19 protein-coding genes are annotated in these 16,555 nt (G+C 65.3%); 8 read left to right on the top strand and 11 right to left on the bottom strand.

The genetic code is table 11. The features are described 5' to 3' along the window. Positions 1-108: 108 nt before the first annotated feature. Together KF730_RS01725 and KF730_RS01720 are read left to right on the top strand one after the other, a co-directional pair. Positions 109-1,317: an LL-diaminopimelate aminotransferase gene (locus tag KF730_RS01725; RefSeq protein ID WP_294091813.1), complete on the top strand. Its 1,209-nt coding sequence runs from the start codon at positions 109-111 to the stop codon at positions 1,315-1,317. Beyond that, a complete protein-coding gene (locus tag KF730_RS01720) occupies positions 1,314-1,739 on the top strand; it encodes a thioesterase family protein (RefSeq protein WP_294091811.1) in 426 nt (141 codons plus the stop codon). The genes KF730_RS01725 and KF730_RS01720 overlap by 4 nt, the downstream gene beginning before the upstream one ends. Here KF730_RS01720 and KF730_RS01715 read toward each other — a convergent pair. After that, positions 1,729-2,370, bottom strand: a complete 642-nt coding sequence (locus tag KF730_RS01715; RefSeq protein WP_294091810.1) for a hypothetical protein — start codon at positions 2,368-2,370, stop codon at positions 1,729-1,731. The genes KF730_RS01720 and KF730_RS01715 overlap by 11 nt on opposite strands. A 1-nt stretch (position 2,371) precedes the next feature. Beyond that, positions 2,372-2,848 (bottom strand): helix-turn-helix domain-containing protein, encoded by a 477-nt coding sequence (locus KF730_RS01710; RefSeq protein ID WP_294091809.1) that lies wholly within the window; start codon positions 2,846-2,848, stop codon positions 2,372-2,374. A gap of 146 nt (positions 2,849-2,994) precedes the next feature. Here KF730_RS01710 and KF730_RS01705 point away from each other — a divergent pair, with 146 nt between their 5' ends. From KF730_RS01705 to KF730_RS01695, 3 genes are all read left to right on the top strand, one after another. After that, entirely contained in the window at positions 2,995-3,312 is a 318-nt protein-coding gene (locus KF730_RS01705; protein ID WP_294091808.1) for a hypothetical protein, read from the top strand. A 48-nt stretch (positions 3,313-3,360) separates the two neighbouring features. Further along, positions 3,361-5,448 (top strand): bifunctional (p)ppGpp synthetase/guanosine-3',5'-bis(diphosphate) 3'-pyrophosphohydrolase, encoded by a 2,088-nt coding sequence (locus KF730_RS01700; RefSeq protein ID WP_294091806.1) that lies wholly within the window; start codon positions 3,361-3,363, stop codon positions 5,446-5,448. Positions 5,449-5,670: 222 nt separating this feature from the next. Beyond that, complete coding sequence (locus KF730_RS01695; protein WP_294091803.1) at positions 5,671-6,384, top strand: phosphatase PAP2 family protein; 714 nt, start codon at positions 5,671-5,673, stop codon at positions 6,382-6,384. Positions 6,385-6,521: 137 nt separating this feature from the next. On the opposite strand, the gene galE is transcribed toward KF730_RS01695, so the two are convergent. Next, positions 6,522-7,517, bottom strand: a complete 996-nt coding sequence (galE, locus tag KF730_RS01690) for a UDP-glucose 4-epimerase GalE (protein ID WP_294095647.1) — start codon at positions 7,515-7,517, stop codon at positions 6,522-6,524. Positions 7,518-7,582: 65 nt separating this feature from the next. On the opposite strand from galE, the gene msrA reads away from it, so the two are divergent. Then, positions 7,583-8,125: a peptide-methionine (S)-S-oxide reductase MsrA gene (gene msrA / locus KF730_RS01685; RefSeq protein WP_294091802.1), complete on the top strand. Its 543-nt coding sequence runs from the start codon at positions 7,583-7,585 to the stop codon at positions 8,123-8,125. Positions 8,126-8,141: 16 nt separating this feature from the next. Here the strand turns inward: msrA and aqpZ are convergent, their stop codons facing one another. Both aqpZ and KF730_RS01675 read right to left on the bottom strand, forming a co-directional pair. Then, positions 8,142-8,867 carry an aquaporin Z gene (gene aqpZ, locus KF730_RS01680; protein ID WP_294091800.1) on the bottom strand — a complete coding sequence of 242 codons (726 nt, stop codon included), beginning with the start codon at positions 8,865-8,867 and terminating at the stop codon, positions 8,142-8,144. An 85-nt stretch (positions 8,868-8,952) separates the two neighbouring features. Then, positions 8,953-9,909 carry an L-threonylcarbamoyladenylate synthase gene (locus KF730_RS01675; protein ID WP_294091799.1) on the bottom strand — a complete coding sequence of 319 codons (957 nt, stop codon included), beginning with the start codon at positions 9,907-9,909 and terminating at the stop codon, positions 8,953-8,955. Between the two features lie 46 nt (positions 9,910-9,955). Between KF730_RS01675 and KF730_RS01670 the strand changes: the two genes are divergently transcribed. Then, entirely contained in the window at positions 9,956-11,662 is a 1,707-nt protein-coding gene (locus tag KF730_RS01670; protein WP_294091797.1) for an acyl-CoA dehydrogenase, read from the top strand. On the opposite strand, the gene KF730_RS01665 is transcribed toward KF730_RS01670, so the two are convergent. The 5 genes from KF730_RS01665 to KF730_RS01645 form a co-directional block, all read right to left on the bottom strand. Continuing rightward, positions 11,659-11,850 (bottom strand): hypothetical protein, encoded by a 192-nt coding sequence (locus tag KF730_RS01665; RefSeq protein ID WP_294091794.1) that lies wholly within the window; start codon positions 11,848-11,850, stop codon positions 11,659-11,661. The genes KF730_RS01670 and KF730_RS01665 overlap by 4 nt on opposite strands. Positions 11,851-11,908: 58 nt before the next feature. Further along, positions 11,909-12,145, bottom strand: coding sequence for a putative quinol monooxygenase (locus tag KF730_RS01660; RefSeq protein WP_294091792.1), 237 nt, complete (start codon positions 12,143-12,145; stop codon positions 11,909-11,911). Positions 12,146-12,206: 61 nt separating this feature from the next. Then, a complete protein-coding gene (lepB, locus tag KF730_RS01655) occupies positions 12,207-13,049 on the bottom strand; it encodes a signal peptidase I (protein WP_294091791.1) in 843 nt (280 codons plus the stop codon). A gap of 5 nt (positions 13,050-13,054) precedes the next feature. Beyond that, positions 13,055-13,411: a GntR family transcriptional regulator gene (locus tag KF730_RS01650; RefSeq protein ID WP_294091790.1), complete on the bottom strand. Its 357-nt coding sequence runs from the start codon at positions 13,409-13,411 to the stop codon at positions 13,055-13,057. 6 nt (positions 13,412-13,417) lie between these two features. Then, a complete protein-coding gene (locus tag KF730_RS01645) occupies positions 13,418-14,026 on the bottom strand; it encodes a nitroreductase (protein ID WP_294095644.1) in 609 nt (202 codons plus the stop codon). A gap of 132 nt (positions 14,027-14,158) precedes the next feature. Between KF730_RS01645 and KF730_RS01640 the strand changes: the two genes are divergently transcribed. Beyond that, positions 14,159-15,952 (top strand): peptide MFS transporter, encoded by a 1,794-nt coding sequence (locus tag KF730_RS01640; protein ID WP_294091789.1) that lies wholly within the window; start codon positions 14,159-14,161, stop codon positions 15,950-15,952. Positions 15,953-16,319: 367 nt separating this feature from the next. Here the strand turns inward: KF730_RS01640 and KF730_RS01635 are convergent, their stop codons facing one another. After that, positions 16,320-16,499 carry a hypothetical protein gene (locus tag KF730_RS01635; RefSeq protein WP_294091788.1) on the bottom strand — a complete coding sequence of 60 codons (180 nt, stop codon included), beginning with the start codon at positions 16,497-16,499 and terminating at the stop codon, positions 16,320-16,322. Positions 16,500-16,555: the final 56 nt, after the last annotated feature.

Raw genomic sequence — 16,555 nt, 5'->3', positions numbered from 1 at the left:
CTCCTCGGGCGTGCAAAGCGTAACTGCTTTCCACCTTAGGCGCTTATGCCCTATCAGCACCAGCACGGCACAGGTTCGTGCCGCCCTCCTAACTCACGAGACGAGGAAATGTCCGAAGAATTCTACCGCATGAAGCGCCTGCCACCCTACGTCATCGCCGAAGTCAACGGCATGCGGGCGGCGGCGCGCGCGGCGGGAGAGGACATTATCGATCTCGGCATGGGCAATCCCGATCTGCCGCCGCCGCCGCACGTCATCGAGAAGCTGGTCGAAGTCGCGCAAAAGCCCGACGCCCATGGCTATTCGCAATCCAAGGGCATTCCCGGGCTGCGCCGCGCCCAGGCCAATTATTACGGCCGCCGCTTCGGCGTCGATGTCGACCCCGAGACCGAAGTGGTGGTGACGATGGGATCGAAGGAGGGGCTCGCCAGCCTCGCCACCGCGATCACCGCCCCCGGCGACGTCGTGCTGGCGCCCAATCCCAGCTACCCGATCCACACCTTTGGCTTCATCCTGGCGGGCGCGACGATCCGCGCCGTGCCGACCACGCCGGACGAAGCCTATTTCGAAAGCCTTGAGCGCGCGATCGCCTTCACGGTGCCGCGGCCCTCGATCCTCGTCGTCAACTATCCGTCGAACCCCACGGCGGAGACGGTCGATATCGCCTTCTACGAGCGCCTCGTCGCCTGGGCCAAGGAGAACCAGGTCTGGATCATCTCCGATCTCGCCTATTCCGAGCTATATTATGACGGCAAGCCGACCGTCTCGATCCTCCAGGTGCCGGGCGCCAAGGATGTCGCGATCGAGTTCACCTCGCTCAGCAAGACCTATTCGATGGCCGGCTGGCGGATGGGCTTCGCGGTCGGCAACAAGCGGCTGATCGCGGCGATGACGCGGGTGAAGTCGTATCTCGATTACGGCGCCTTCACCCCGATCCAGGCCGCGGCCTGCGCGGCGCTCAACGGTCCGCAGGACATCGTCGAGAAGAACCGCGAGCTTTACCACAAGCGCCGCGACGTGCTGGTCGAAAGCTTCGGCCGCGCCGGCTGGGATATCCCCGCCCCGCCGGCAAGCATGTTCGCCTGGGCGCCGCTGCCGCCGGCGCTGGCGCATCTCGGCAGCCTCGAATTCTCCAAGCAATTGCTCAGCCACGCCAAGGTCGCGGTCGCGCCCGGCGTCGGTTATGGCGAGAATGGCGAAGGCTTTGTCCGCATCGCCATGGTCGAGAACGAACAGCGCCTCCGCCAGGCGGCGCGCAACGTGAAGAAGTACCTCCAGTCGATGGGGGTCAATACCGGGGCCACGAAGGCGGGATGAACACCCGCCCCGGCTTCCCCTTCTCGACCCGCTTCCGCGTCCGCTATTCCGAGATCGACGGGCAGAAGATCGTCTTCAACTCGCGCTATCTCGAATATGGCGATGTCGCGCTCACCGAGTTCTGGCGCTGGGCCAACCTGGCGGACATCGGCCCCGACTGGCTCGATGCCGAGTTCAACGTCGTCAGGGCGACGGTCGATTTCAAAAAGTCGCTGCGCTTCGACGACATGGTCGAGGCGTGGGTGCGGGTGAGCGGCGTCGGCAATTCGAGCCTGACCATGGCGGTCGATCTCTGCCACGCCGAAACGCAAGAGCTGCATGCCACGATCGAGATCGTCAGCGTCCATGTCGATCTCGCCGCGCGCCGCTCGAAGCCGATGCCGGACAATGTCCGGGCGCGGCTCGCGGCGCTCAGCGGCTGAGCTTCAGGATCACCAGCGGCGCCTTGGTCCCGGCCTCGATCCGCGCGATGACCTTGGCGAGTTCGGGCGTGACCGGATCGAACGAGGCGATCTCGCAGCGCGTCGCCCCCGCCCCGTCGGTCTGCTTGACGGAGGGGAACTCGTCGCAGCCAAGCGTGAAGACATCGATATCGTCGCCATGGAATCCGGCGAGGGTATATTCGAACGCGGTCGAAGGCGGCGCCTTCTCGGTCTGCGCCAGATAGCGCCCGTCGCCCAGCCCCTTGAAGGCGAGGCTCGTCTCGCCCTCCGGACCCTTGAGCGTATAGGCCCCTGCCGTGCCGCGCAGCTCGAGATCATACGGCCCTTCGCCGGTCTCGGGATCGCGGTCGCAATAGACGATCCGCTCGGTGCGGCGCGGGCCATCGAGGGTGTCGCTGCCCTCGACCGAACGCACCGTCTTGAGGCATGCCTTCGCCCGCACATCGCCAAGCTTCAGCGCATCGGCTTCCTCCAGCGGCAGATAGATCCGGTAGGTGCCGGTCTTGAGCTCGGGCACCGCCACGCCGGGGGCGATCAGCGCCACGTTCGAGCTCAGCGTACAGGCGCCGGTCAGCGTCAGGAGCGCCAGCGCCGCGACCCGTGCGATCATATTATTCGGCGGCCCGCGCGGCTTCGACATCCTCGGGCAGCGCCCAGTGGAGATCGCCCTTGGTCAACACGCGGCCGTCATGGCTGAGCACTTCGATCTGGCGGATCGGCTGGCCATCGCGCGCATCGACGAGGATCGGGGTGGCGGGCACGCCGGTTTCCCAGCGCTCGCCCCATTGCCGGAGCGCGACCATCGTCGGCAGCAGGGCGAAACCCTTGTCGGTCAGCCCATATTCGACCTTGCGGCGGTCGTCGGCGCAGGGCTGGCGCTTGAGGATGCCATGATCGACCAGCCGGGCGAGCCGGTTGGCGAGGATGTTGCGGGCGATCCCCAGTTCGGACTGGAATTCCTCGAAATGGTGGAGCCCGTTGAACGAGCCGCGAAGGATCAGGAACGACCAGCGCTCGCCCATCGCCTCCAGCGCCGCCGGCAGGCTGCACAAGGCCGATAGGTCTTCTCGCAATTTATTCGCACCCATGAAGATTGCATACCTCAAATCCCGGGGTTTCGGAACGGGATAACATTTTGCGCCGCAGCAATGGTTTCTGCTTGCAACTTACCTTTATGTTAATTAGGTGGTGATTCGCAACCTGGTTGCAAGCCAGTACCCCAGGAGGATTTATCATGACCCGTTTTCTCGCCGTCGCGGCAGCAGCCGCGGCAACGCTGGCGCTCACCCCCGTCGCCGGCTTCGCCCAGGGTCCGGTGCGCGGCTATTATTCGGCCAGCCCGGTTACCGCCCCCGCCAAGACCAGCATGATCACGCGCTCGACGGTGTGGAAGTGCGCCGACGGCACCTGCGTCGCCAACAAGGCCGATGCGCGTGACAGCATCGTCTGCGAACTGGTCGCCAAGGAAGTCGGCAAGCTCAACGCGTTCCGCGCCAACGGCACCGATTTCGACGCCGCCGCGCTCGAAAAGTGCAACGCCAAGGCGCGCTGAGTTCAAAAATCATTGCAATGCAGCAGCACAGGGCCCCAAACAGGCTCTGTGCTGCGGCAATATGAACTGGTTGACCGGGTCCTTTCCTACGACCCCCAAGCCGATGAGGCGCTGCTCAACCGCGCCTATGTGTTTTCGGTCAACGCCCATGGCAGCCAGAAGCGCGCGTCGGGCGATCCCTATTTCAGCCACCCGATCGAAGTCGCCGGCATCCTGACCGACCTGCATCTCGACGACGAGACGATCGCCACCGCGATCCTGCACGACACGATCGAGGATACCGTCGCCACTCCCGACGAGATCAAGCGCCTGTTCGGCGACAATGTCGCGCGGATGGTCGACGGCGTCACCAAGCTTTCCAAGATCGAGGCGCAGAGCGAGACCGAGCGCTCCGCCGAGAATCTCCGCAAGTTCCTGCTGGCGATGTCCGACGACATCCGCGTGCTGCTGGTCAAGCTCGCCGACCGGCTGCACAACATGCGGACGCTCCACTACATCAAATCGGAGGACAAGCGCCGCCGCATCGCGCGCGAGACGATGGACATCTACGCGCCGCTCGCCGAACGCATCGGCATGTACGAGTTCATGAAGGAGATGCAGAGCCTCGCCTTCAAGGAGCTCGAGCCCGAAGCCTATGAATCGATCACCAGGCGGCTCGACGCGCTCAAGGTCGAGGGCGAGGACCGCATCGCCAAGATCGGATCGGGGCTCAAATTGCTGCTGTCGCGCGGCGGCATCGAGGCCGAGGTTTCGGGACGCGAGAAGCACCCCTATTCGATCTGGAAGAAGATGTCCGAGCGGCATGTCAGCCTCGAACAGCTCAGCGACATCATGGCCTTCCGCGCGACGGTGGAAACCGAGGAAGAGTGCTACCGCGCATTGGGGGTGATCCACCGCCGCTGGCCGATGGTTCCCGGGCGCTTCAAGGATTATATCTCGACGCCCAAGCGCAACGGCTACCGCTCGCTCCACACCACCGTGATCCTCGCCGACAATCAGCGCGTCGAAATCCAGATCCGCACCCGCGACATGCACGCCCAGGCCGAATATGGCCTGGCCGCGCACTGGGCGTACAAGCAGGACGCGGTGCGGCCCGACACCCAGGTCAGCTGGATCCGCGACCTGATCGAGATCCTCGAACATGCCGACAGCCCCGAGGAGCTGCTCGAGCATACGCGGATGGCGATGTACCAGGACCGCATCTTCGCCTTTTCGCCCGCGGGCGAGCTGATCCAGCTCCCCAAGGGCGCGACGCCGATCGACTTCGCCTATGCGGTGCATTCGAACATCGGCGATCAGGCGGTCGGCGCCAAGGTCAACGGCCAGGTCGTACCCTTGCGCACCGAGATCCAGCAGGGAGACCAGGTCCAGATCCTCCGCTCCAAGGCGCAGGAGCCGCAGGCCAATTGGCTCAACTTCGCGATCACCGGCAAGGCGCGTGCGGCGATCCGCCGCCATATCCGCCACAAGGAGCGCGACGAGACGATGCGGCTGGGGCGCAAGCTCTATGACGAGATCGTCACCCGCCTGCCGACTCCGCCCGGAGCGAGCGCGCTCAAGGATGCCTTGAAACGCCTCAAGCTCGCCGACGAAGCGACGCTGATGGAGGCGATCGCCCGCCGCAAGCTGACCGATCGTCAGGTGATGGAAGCGGTGATGCCGGGCTCGGCGACCGGCGACGAGCACGAGCATCCGCCACAGCAGCACGCCATCGAGATCAAGGGGCTGACGTCGGGGGTGGCGTTCGACTTCGCGATCGATTGCCGGCCGATCCCGGGCGACCGCATCGTCGGGCTGCGCCGCGCCGGCAAACCGATCGAGGTCCACGCCATCGAATGCGCGCATCTGGCGGACAGCGACGAGGAAGACTGGATCGACCTGACCTGGGGCGACAAGGCCGAGGGCGGGATCGCCCGGATCGCGGTCACGCTGAAGAACGAGCCCGGTGCGCTCGGCGCGATCGCCACGCTGATCGGCCAGCACAAGGCCAACATTCTCGAGCTCCGCATGGACAACCGCGACACCACCTTCCACACCAACGTGATCGAGCTGGAGGTGCGCAATGCCGCGCACCTGATGAAGCTGCTCGCGGCGCTGCGCGCCGCCGACGTGGTGAGCTCGGCCGAGCGGGCTTAGGGCCGTTACCGACAGCTCGAAGCACCACCGATATTTAAGTACATGCTCTCCTGCGAAAGCAGGAGCCAGGGTCACAGAAGTTGCCGCTAGGGGTTCTGGACCCCCGCTTTCGCAGGGGAACAGCCTTGCTTCGGCTCATGTGAAATCAACTGGTGACGGGTTTCCGGCCTCTCCCCGCGCTATCCGGTTGCCCTCTCCACTCCGCCGCGCCACCATCCCCCCATGGACGAGCCCACCATCATCCGCGGCCCCGAGCGCCCGGCCTCACGCCGCATTCCCTGGCCGATCGCCGCCGCTTCCGCCTGCGCCGCGCTGCTGCTGCTGATCCTATGGTTCGGCCATGAGCTAAGCGAAGGCGATGGCGCCAGCATCGACCGCGCGATCATGCTGGCGATGCGCGTGCCCGGCCACCCCGACATTCCCGCCGGCCCGGCCTGGCTCCCCTCGGCGATGCGCGACGTGACCGCGCTGGGCAGCGCGACCGTGCTCACCTTCGTCGTCGCCTCCGCCGCGATTTTCCTCGCCTTGCACCAGCGGATGCGGAGCATGGCGCTGGTACTGGGTGCGACGCTGCTCGGCTCGGCGGTCGTCACCGTCATCAAGGCGCTGGTCAGCCGCGCCCGCCCCGATCTGATCGACCGGCTGATGGTCGAGGTCTCGCACAGTTTTCCGAGCGGCCACGCCGCCAATTCGGCGATCGTCTACCTGACCCTCGCCACCCTGCTGTTTCCGGTGATGCCAGATCGCCGCCTGCGCGGCTTCGTGCTCGGCGTGGCGATCCTGCTTACCGGCGCGATCGGCGTCAGCCGCGTCTATCTCGGCGTCCATTGGCCGAGCGACGTCGTCGCCGGCTGGGTGTTCGGCGGCGGCTGGGCGATGCTGTGGTGGTGGATCGAGCTACGCTGGCTGGACGGCAAGAAGCCGGTTGCAATGTAGGATTTCGCCTGCTTGGCTGTGTCGGCCGGAAGCGCCGGCCCGCTCTTTGACGCTGTCGAAACCCACCACAGCCCGCCACGCACGAAAATTTCCCACGCGCGCAACTTTGAACCCGAACGACCGTGAAAAGCGTGAAGTTAGGCGCGCTCAGCCAGCTTGCGCTCCCACGCCAGCGCATCCCGGACGATCTGGTCGAGATCGTCATTCTTCGGCCGCCACGGCAGCGCCGCGAGGATCGCTGAGTTGTCCGAAATCAGCATGTCGGGATCGCCCGCGCGGCGCCCTTCCAGCTTGCGGTTGATCGTCAGATTGGTCACCCGGTCGACCGCGTCGAGCACTTCGAGCACCGAGAAGCCGCGGCCATAGCCGGCGTTCATCGTGTGGTTCTTGGCCGGGTCGGCGATCAGCAGGTCGAGCGCGTCGACATGCGCCGCCGCCAGATCGCTGACATGGATATAGTCGCGCACACCCGTCCCGTCCGGCGTGTCGAAGTCGGTGCCGAACACGCCGACGCTCTCCCGCTTCCCGGTAGCGGCTTCCACCGCGACCTTGATCAGGTGCGTCGCGCCCGCCGTGCTCTGCCCCGAGCGCCCCTGCGGATCGGCGCCGGCCACGTTGAAATAGCGCAGCGCGCAATAATTGATCGGATGCGCCGCCGCGACATCCTTGAGCATGATCTCGGTCATCAGCTTGGACATGCCATAGGGGTTGATCGGCAGCTTGGGGCTGTCTTCCTTGACCGGCACCACCTCGGGAATGCCATAGGTCGCCGCCGTCGAGGAGAAGATGAAATGCTTCACGCCTTCGGCCACCGCGCTTTCGATCAGCGCGCGGCTGGCGACGGTGTTGTTGCGGTAATATTTGAGTGGGTCGGTCACGCTCTCGGGCACCACCACCGATCCGGCGAAGTGCATGATCGCGATCACCCCATGCTCGCGGATCGTGGCGCGGACCGTGGCGTCGTCCTCGATATCGGCGACCACCAGCGAAGCGCGCTTGTCGACCGCCCAGTCGAAGCCGGTGACGAGATTGTCGATCACCACGACTTTCCAGCCCGCATCGAGCAAGGCCAGCACGGCATGGCTGCCGATATAGCCCGCCCCGCCCGTGACCATCACCGTTCCGTCGCGCATCGTCATCCCCGCATTGTGGTTCTTCCGCTCAATCCTATCTTGGGCCGGTAAGCAAGGAGTTGCAGATGACCATCGAGACCGCGACGCTGGCAGGCGGATGTTTCTGGTGCACCGAAGCGGTGTTCAACGATGTGATTGGCGTCACCGGTGTCGAGAGCGGCTATATCGGCGGGACCAAGGTCAACCCCACTTACAAAGAGGTCTGCTCGGGCACGACCGGCCATGCCGAGGCGATCCGCGTCAGCTTCGACACCGACCAGATCAGCTATGGCGAGATCCTCGACATCTTCCTGGCGACGCACGATCCGACCCAGCTCAATCGCCAGGGCAATGATATCGGCACCCAATACCGCTCGGCGATCTTCCCGCATTCGGCCGAGCAGGAGCGCGAGGCGCTGGACGCGCTCGACCGCGCTCGCCCCGATTGGCCCGCCCCGATCGTGACCAGCATCGAGACGCTCGGCGAATGGTGGCCCGCCGAGGAATATCACCAGGAATATTGGTCTGGCGAAGGCCAGCGTAACCCCTATTGCCTCGCCGTCATCCCGCCCAAGCTGCGCAAGCTCCGCAAGAGCTTCGCCGCGCGGGCCAAGGAGGGCGCGGCCTGAGCCGCGCCCTGATCGGTCAGGGAAGCGCTTCGCCTTCGATCGGCGGCCGCTTCGTCGCATCGGCGCCAAGCAGCTTATAAGCAAAGCCGCCGATCAGCGCCCCGGCGATCGGCGCGATCCAGAACCACATTAGCTGCTGCAGCGCGATCCCGCCTTCGAGCAGCGCCGGCCCGGTCGAGCGCGCGGGATTGACCGAGGTGTTGGTCACCGGAATCGAGATCAGATGGATCAGCGTCAGGCACAGCCCGATCGCGATCGGCGCGAAGCCCGCGGGCGCACGGCTGTCAGTCGATCCCATGATGACGAGCAGGAAGATGAAGGTCAGCACCACTTCGATCACCATCCCCGCCTCGAACGAGAATTTGCCAGGCGAATGCTCGCCAAAGCCGTTCGAGGCCAAGCCGCCTGCATAGCCCGGCGCGCCGCTCGCGACATGGTAAAGCAGGTACGCGGCGATGCAGGCGCCCACGACCTGCGCGATCACATAAAGCGGGATATCCTTCGCCGCGAAGCGTCCACCCGCCCATAACCCGAGCGTTACCGCCGGATTGAGATGGCAGCCCGAGATATGCCCGATCGAATAGGCCATGGTCAGCACCGTCAGCCCGAAAGCGAGCGCCACGCCCGTAAAGCCGATGCCGAGATCGGGATATGCCGCCGCGAGCACCGCGCTGCCGCATCCGCCGAAGACTAGCCAGAACGTGCCGATCATCTCGGCAAGCCCGCGCTGCACATTGGTCATGATTTCCCCTCCGCAAGTGGTTCCGCTGGCACGCAACGCTTACGACTGGAGGGGGATTCTATTCTTTGTTGCGCAGGTGTAAAGGTCAGCGCGGATGCGCCGCGCGGCGCAGGCGGTCGTTGATCGCGGCGCCCACGCCGGTCTCGGGAATCGGTGCGACGGCGATCTTGGCCGCGCGTCCTGCATCCGCCCGGTGAAGCGCATCGAAGAGATTGGCGGCAGCTTCGGTGAGGTCGCCGGAGGCGGAAAGCGTCTCGTCGCCCGCGACTTCGCCGAAGCCGATCAGCCATTCGTCCTTGGCTTCGGTCGCGTCCAGCCGCAACGGCTTGCTCGGCGCATAATGGCTCGCGAGCTGCCCAGGCGAAACCACCCCTTCTTTCCCCGAAGGCTGGGCCCCGGACTCAGAGTTCAAGGCTGGGCTCCGGCCTTCGCCGGGGAAAAGCTGTTCTTCGGTCAGCGGGCCGGGGCGCAGAATCTGCGACCCCATTACGATCGTCGATTCCACCCCCGCAGGCGTCGCGCCATCGTCGATAACCAACGGTACTCGCCCGCCAAGGCTCGCCGCGACATGCGCGGCGCGCGTCGGACTGATCCCGCCGCTGGCATTGGCCGAAGGCGCCGCGAGCGGCTTACCCGTAGCCGCGAGCAAAGCCTGCATCGCCCGGTGCGCGGGCACACGAATGGCGATGGTCGAGTGCCCCGCCATCACCAGCGACGCGACCCCATTATCGGCACGCGCCGGCAGCACCAGGGTCAGCGGGCCCGGCCAGAAGCGCCTCGCCAGTGCGCGCGCCGCATCGTCGAACACCGCGATCCGTTCCGCCGCCGCCAGATCGCACACATGTACGATCAGCGGATTGAACGAAGGCCGTCCTTTGGCTTCATAGATCCCCGCCACGGCGCGGGCGTCGGTTGCGTCCGCAGCGAGCCCATAAACCGTCTCGGTCGGCACCCCGACGCATCCACCCGAGGCGATCACGCGCGCAGCCTCGGCGATAGCCGCGTCGCCATAGGGCAGTATCAAGGGCTTGGTTGCACTCATCACGCTGCGGCTATAGCGCGATCAAGACGCCGACAAGAGAGACAGCATGACCTTTCAGCCAGCCATCGCCGACCAGCGCTTCGTGCTCGACCATATCGTCCGCCTGAGCGAGCTCTCGGAAGAAGCGACGCCCGACCTTGTTGATGCGGTCCTCGAGGGCGTGGGCCAATTCGCAACGGGCGAGTGGGCGCCGCTCGAGCGCGTGGGCGACGAGGTCGGCGCCAAGTGGACCGAACAGGGCGTGGTCATGCCCGCCGGGTTCGTCGCGGCGTACAAGGCCTATGTCGAGAATGGCTGGGGTACGATCGGCTCGCCGGTCTCGCATGGCGGCCAAGGCCTGCCGGTCAGCCTCGCCACCGCGGTGATCGAGACGCTCGGCACCTCGAACATCGGCTTCGCGCTCGCGCCGATGCTGACGGTCGGCGCGATAGAGTCGCTCGTCCATCATGGCAGCCCGGCGCAGCAGGACGCGTATCTGGGCAAGCTCGCCACCGGCGAATGGACCGGGACGATGAACCTGACCGAGCCCCAGGCCGGATCGGACGTCGGCGCGTTGCGTACCACCGCCACGCCGCGCGGCGACGGCACCTTCCTGATCAAGGGTACCAAGATCTTCATCTCGTTCGGCGATCACGACATGGCCGACAACATCGTCCATCTCGTCCTCGCCCGTACTCCCGGCGCGCCCGCGGGCACCAAGGGCATCTCGCTGTTCCTCGTCCCGAAATACCGCCTCAACGAAGATGGCACGCCCGGCGACTTCAACGACGTCCGCACCGTCTCGATCGAGCACAAGATGGGCATCCATGCCTCACCGACCTGCGTGCTGAGCTTCGGCGACCATGACGATTGCGTCGGCGAGCTGATCGGCAACGAGATGGGCGGCATCGTCGCGATGTTCACGATGATGAACAACGCGCGGCTCAACGTCGGCCTGCAGGGCGTCGAGGTTGCCGAACGCGCCACCCAGCGCGCCGTCGCCTATGCTCGCGAGCGTATCCAGTCGGCACGTGCCGGGCAGGGCCGCGAGCCGGTGGCGATCATCGAGCACCCCGACGTCCGCCGCATGCTGATGCGGATGAAGGCGCAGACCCAGGCGGCGCGGGCTTTGGTCTATTACGCCTTCGGCCAGCTCGACCGCGCCAACGCCGGCGATCCCGCCGCCAAGGCGCGGCTCGAACTGCTCACCCCGCTCGCCAAGGCGCACGGCACCGATCTCGGCAACGAAGTCGCCAGCCTCGGTATCCAGGTCCATGGCGGTATGGGCTATATCGAGGAGACCGGCGCCGCCCAGCATTTCCGCGATGCGCGCATCTTCCCGATATACGAGGGCACCAACGGCATCCAGGCCGCCGACCTGGTCGGGCGCAAGCTGAGCATGGATAATGGCGCGACACTGCTGGCACTGCTCGCCGAGATGCGCGGCGATGCCGAGGATACCGGTCTGCTCAACCTGATCGACGCTTGCGAGGAGGTCGGCCGCAACCTGCTGGCGAGCGAGACCGACGACCGGCTGGCGGCGAGCTATCCGTTCCTGACGATGCTCGCGACCGCGGTGTGCGGCTGGCTGATGGAGGAAAGCGGAAGGATCGCGGCGCGCTCGGAGGGCGATCCCGCGTTCCTAAGGATGAAGCAGGCCGCCGCGCGCTTCTATGTCGAGCAGATCGTCCCGGAGGCGATGGGCCTCAAGGCCGCGGCGATGGCGAAGTCGGACGTGCTGTATGCGGTCAGCGCCGAGGAATTCGCGGTCTAGTCAAGGTTCGCCTCGACGTCTTCCTGGTCGATCGCATCATTCTCGATCTGGTCCTCGACCGCGAACTGGCTGTTCTCCATCGACTGCTCGACCGTGTTTTCATCGGCGGTATCGGCCGGCGCGGGCGACTTTGCCGGCGGATGGCAAGCGGCCAGGAGCAGGAATGGGAGGACGATATGGACACGCATGACCGCGCTATAGCACCATCTTCCGCAAATTGGTGAAACGCCGCCTCGGGAATGTTGCCTAGATCGGCGCGCCGTCATCGGCTTCGAACAGGGTCAGATCGCGTTCGCCGATGCCCAGTTCCGGCCAGCTCGCCCGCCATGCCTTGATGTGCGCGGTCACGCCGTGCGCGGCCAGCGCTTCGCGGCTCACCCAATATTCGGTGACGTGGATCAGCCCGCGATCGAGAACATCCTCGCCGTAGCTGTAGTGCAGGCATCCCGCCTCGGCGCGGCTGGCGGCGATCATCGCAGCCATATGCGGGCGGGCCGCATCGAGATTGGCGGGCGGTACGCGGAAGTGCCGGTGATCACCAGCATCAGTGATGTTCGGGACGAAGGTTCGTTCCCGCACGGCCGCCGCGTAGTTCGCTGACCCAGCTGACCGGGTTCCACCACGCGGCGTCGCCATCATAGCTGTGCGTCACGAACTCCGCGCGGCCGCTGATCGTCTCGAGCGGCACCGGACCGCCCAGCCCCTTCTCTTCCAGCGAGAAGCGGCTGTCGGCGGACTGGTCGCGGTTGTCGCCCATCAGGAAGACATGGCCCTCGGGTACGCGGATCGTGGCGAAATTGTCGCGCGGACTAAGATAGCCGTTGGGCAGATGCGTATCGCCGAGATCGATCGTGTCGTAGCTCGCGCCATTAGGCAGCGTCTCGCGAAACAGGGGTACCTGGCAATAGAGCGCGCCATCCGGTCCAGGGCGACGGAACGGCCGCACCATATCGGCGTCGCACGGCGTATTGGCATCGACCGGGATCATCGCATGACCGTTGGCGACGCGCGGCACGGCTACGCCGTTCAGGATCACCTGCCCGTGGCTAAGCGCAATCGTGTCGCCCGGCAGGCCAATCACGCGCTTGATCAGGTCCGCGCCGTCGCCCCGCCGCGCCACGGTGACGATATCGCCGCGCTCGGGCAGGCGGCCGAACAGGCGCCCGGGCACCACGCCGCTGCCGTGGATCGACAGCGATGAATAGGCGTAGCCATAGGGATATTTCGTCACGACCAGCCGATCGCCGACCTGCAGCGCAGGCATCATCGATTCGCTGGGAATGTAGAAGGGTTTGGCGATCGCGGTCTGGAAGGTGAAGGTGCCTAGCACCAGCAATATCCAGGGTGTGAACGGTTTGAGCCAGTTCGGGATCGCGAACCGACGCATGCGCTTTACGCCAGTTCGCGCCCCAGCAACTCGCCGGCATCGAGCCCGAGCAGCGCGATATGCTCCTTCACGCGCGGCCAATAGCCGGTGAGGAAGCGATCGCGCTCGGCGACGCGCAGCCGCTCGACCGCGCCGGGCAGCACGAACATGCCGACGCCGCGACGGACCTCGACATAGCCGTCGTCCTGGAAGCTCTGATACGCCTTGGCCACGGTCAGCGGATTGGCGCCGTGCTCGGCGGCAAGCGCGCGTACCGAGGGAAGCTGATCGCCCGCACGATATTGACCGCGCAGAATCGCCGCGGCGATGCTCGCACGGAGCTTGAGATATACGGGCGAATCTTCATGCTCTAGCGCTGTCATGCCTCCCTAATACACTGATTGCACAGTATGTCCATACCCGTTTTGCCAAAACTGTACGATTTCGGACAGTGCAGGTCGCGGGCGTTCTTCCAGTGGCCGCGCGGGAGTGCCGAGAAACATGAATCCGGCGATCCGCTCGCCTTCCTTGCCAAACAGGTCGCGAACCGCGTCCGAATAGGCCGCCCAGCCGGTGATCCAGCCGCCGACGAAGCCGGAAGCATGGGCGGCATGGAGCAGGTTCATCGCCACGGCGCCGGCCGAAAGCTCCTGTTCCCACACAGGAACCTTGTGCTCCGCGATCGGCGCGGACAGCACGACCACCAGCGCCGGCGCCTGGCGCGCAAACTGCCAGGCGGCCTCGACATCGCGGTCGGTGCAGTCGGCTTTCTCGGCGCGCAGGATATCACCCAGCTTCGCCGCCAGCGCGTCGCGCGCTTCATCGGGCACCACCACGAAACGCCACGGGAAGAGCTTGCCATGATCGGGGGTGCGCGAGGCGATCTCGATGATTTCGAGCAATTGCTCGCGGCTCGGGCCCGGCGCGACCATCTCGCGCGGCTTGCCCGAGCGGCGGGTCTTGAGGAGCGTGAGCGGCGTGGAGCGGTCGTTGAACATCACGCGCATCTAGGAAGCCGCGGCGCCCGCGCCAAGCAAGCCGATGCTTTACAGCCGCTTCATTCCGTCTAGTCTCGCCGCCCATGCGCCGGGCACCGCCCGGAAGATGAGAAAAAGAGGGGATTTTCCCGCATGGTCGACACACCTACCGCCGATAATCCGGCAGAACCGGATATCACCCATATCAATCCAGCCGATGAGAAGACCTGGTTCGGGCATCCGCGCCAGCTCGCGCGGCTGTTCACCACCGAGATGTGGGAGCGCTTCGGCTATTACGGCATGCGGGCGCTGCTGACGCTCTATCTGACCCAGCATTTCATGTTCGGCGACCGGCAGGCGACCGGTATCTATGGCGGGTTCACCGCCTTGGTCTACCTGACCCCGCTCGTCGGCGGCTACCTCGCCGATCAGTATCTCGGCTCCAAGCGCGCGGTGAAGTTCGGCGCGATCATCATGTCGCTCGGCTATCTCACGCTCTGCTTCGGCGGCGAGACCGCCAGGCCGAACGCGACGATCGACGGCCAGCGCTACGAGGTCTCGATCGAGAAGCAGGCGGACAAGGAAGTCCGCTACGTCGTCCAGGGCGCGCGCAAGCTCGAGATCAAGGGCAATGACGACGGCACCGTCGATCTGCTCGAAAATGGCGCATCGGTGCAGAAGGTCGCCAAGGGTAGCTTCGAATCGGACGCCGAGCGCAGCCCGTTCCATGTCATGCTGATGCTGTTCGCGCTGTCGATGGTCAGCGTCGGCAATGGTTTCTTCAAACCCAATATCTCGACGATGGTCGGCGAGCTCTATGCGCAAGGCGACCGGCGCCGCGACAGCGGCTTCACCATATTCTACATGGGCATCAATCTCGGTTCGCTATTCTCGCAGATCCTCTGCCCGTGGCTGGCCGTTGCGTATGACTGGTGGGTCGGCTTCCTGCTCGCCGCGATCGGCATGATGATCTCGTGGTGCCTGATCCACTTCGCCGGACCGTCGCTCGCCGGCTATGGCGAGCCTCCGGCCAAGCCCAACGTCAACAAGCAGCAATGGATCATCTATATCGCGGCGCTGTGCGTCGTGCCGCTGTTCTACCTGCTTTACGTCAACCTGATGAACGCCCCCGCGCCGGCCGAAGGCTCGGGTATCGTCGGCTATGTCATGGCGCTGCCGCTGATGGGCAAATTGCTGTTCGGCTCGTTTCTGCTCGGCGTGCCCGGAATCCTGATCTGGTCGGCAATGGCCGGCAGCCGCCAGGAATTCCAGATGATGCTGGCGGCGATGGTGCTGATCGTCTTCAACGTCGTGTTCTGGACGCTGTTCGAGCAGGCCGGCTCGTCACTGACCTTGTTCGCCGATCGCAACACCGATCTCTCGGTATTCGGCCTGTTCACGATCACCGCGGGGCAGACCCAGTTCTTCAACGCCGCCTTCATCGTGCTTCTCGCTCCGTTCATGTCGATGCTGTGGACCAGCCTCGCCAAGCGCGGGATGGAGCCGACGATCCCGGTCAAGTTCGGCACCGCGCTGATCGGCGTGGCGCTGGGCTTCCTGCTGCTCGCATGGGGCGCCAGCTTCGCCGGTGACGACTTCAAGGTGGCGATCTGGTGGCTGGCCGGGCTCTATCTGATCCACAGCTTCGCGGAGCTGTGCATCTCGCCGGTGGGCCTGAGCATGATCACCAAGCTCTCGATCGCGCGGATCGTCGGGCTGATGATGGGCGTGTGGTTCCTGTCGATCTCGGTGGCGCAGTACGTCGCCGGCGTGATCGCCCAGTTCGCAAGCGTCGAGACGGTGGGCGGTCAGGTGACCAATCTCAAGGTCAGCCTCGACACCTACACCCATGTCTTCACGCTGATCGCCTGGTGGGCGATCGGGCTGGGCGTGCTGCTGCTGCTCCTGAGCTTCCCGCTCAAGAAGTGGATGCACGGCGTCAAATAAGCGCTGCGCGAAAAGGGGGTTCGTGGCCGCGGCTGCGGACCCCCATTTTTTGTGCACGCTCGCCTGCGAATGGTCCCAATGGTCGCAGTGACCATGGGCCTTGCAAATGCCGGCCGGCAGCGACGATTCAAAGAGCGCCGGTACCGCCAGCGGCGATGCCGGGCTCCGGCCCAAGCAGGCCAAATCCTACATTGCAAGATTCTCAGGCTTGCCCCCAGAAGGCCAGCCCGGTGGGAGCGGTTGCGGTAGCGCGGCATCCGCTGCGGCGGTCCGAACGGGCCTCGGCCGGGGAAGAAGCACAGAAAAGGGACGCCGCATCCTTCGATGCGACGCCCCGAAAATCGAAGCCGTACGGCTTACCAGATATTCACGCGATCGCGGCGCGGTCCGCCGGGAAGTCGGTGCGCTTGTCCCAGCCGCCATTGGCATAGGCCCAGAAATCGTCGCCCGGCTTGATGCTGGGGCCCCTGGCGCTAAGATCGACGCCGAAGCTGCCAAAGCGCGGCCCGTTCGGCGCGGTCTGCGCCAGCGCTGTGGATGACAACAAAGCGCTGCCCGCGAGCAGCAGGATCTTGATCGTGTTTACATGCCAGCCGCAATCGG

Origin of the sequence: Sphingomonas sp. (assembly GCF_019635515.1) — a bacterium.
Lineage (GTDB): Bacteria > Pseudomonadota > Alphaproteobacteria > Sphingomonadales > Sphingomonadaceae > Sphingomonas.
The sequence above is the reverse complement of the archived record's forward strand: the minus strand, read 5'-3'. Positions and strand labels throughout refer to the sequence as shown.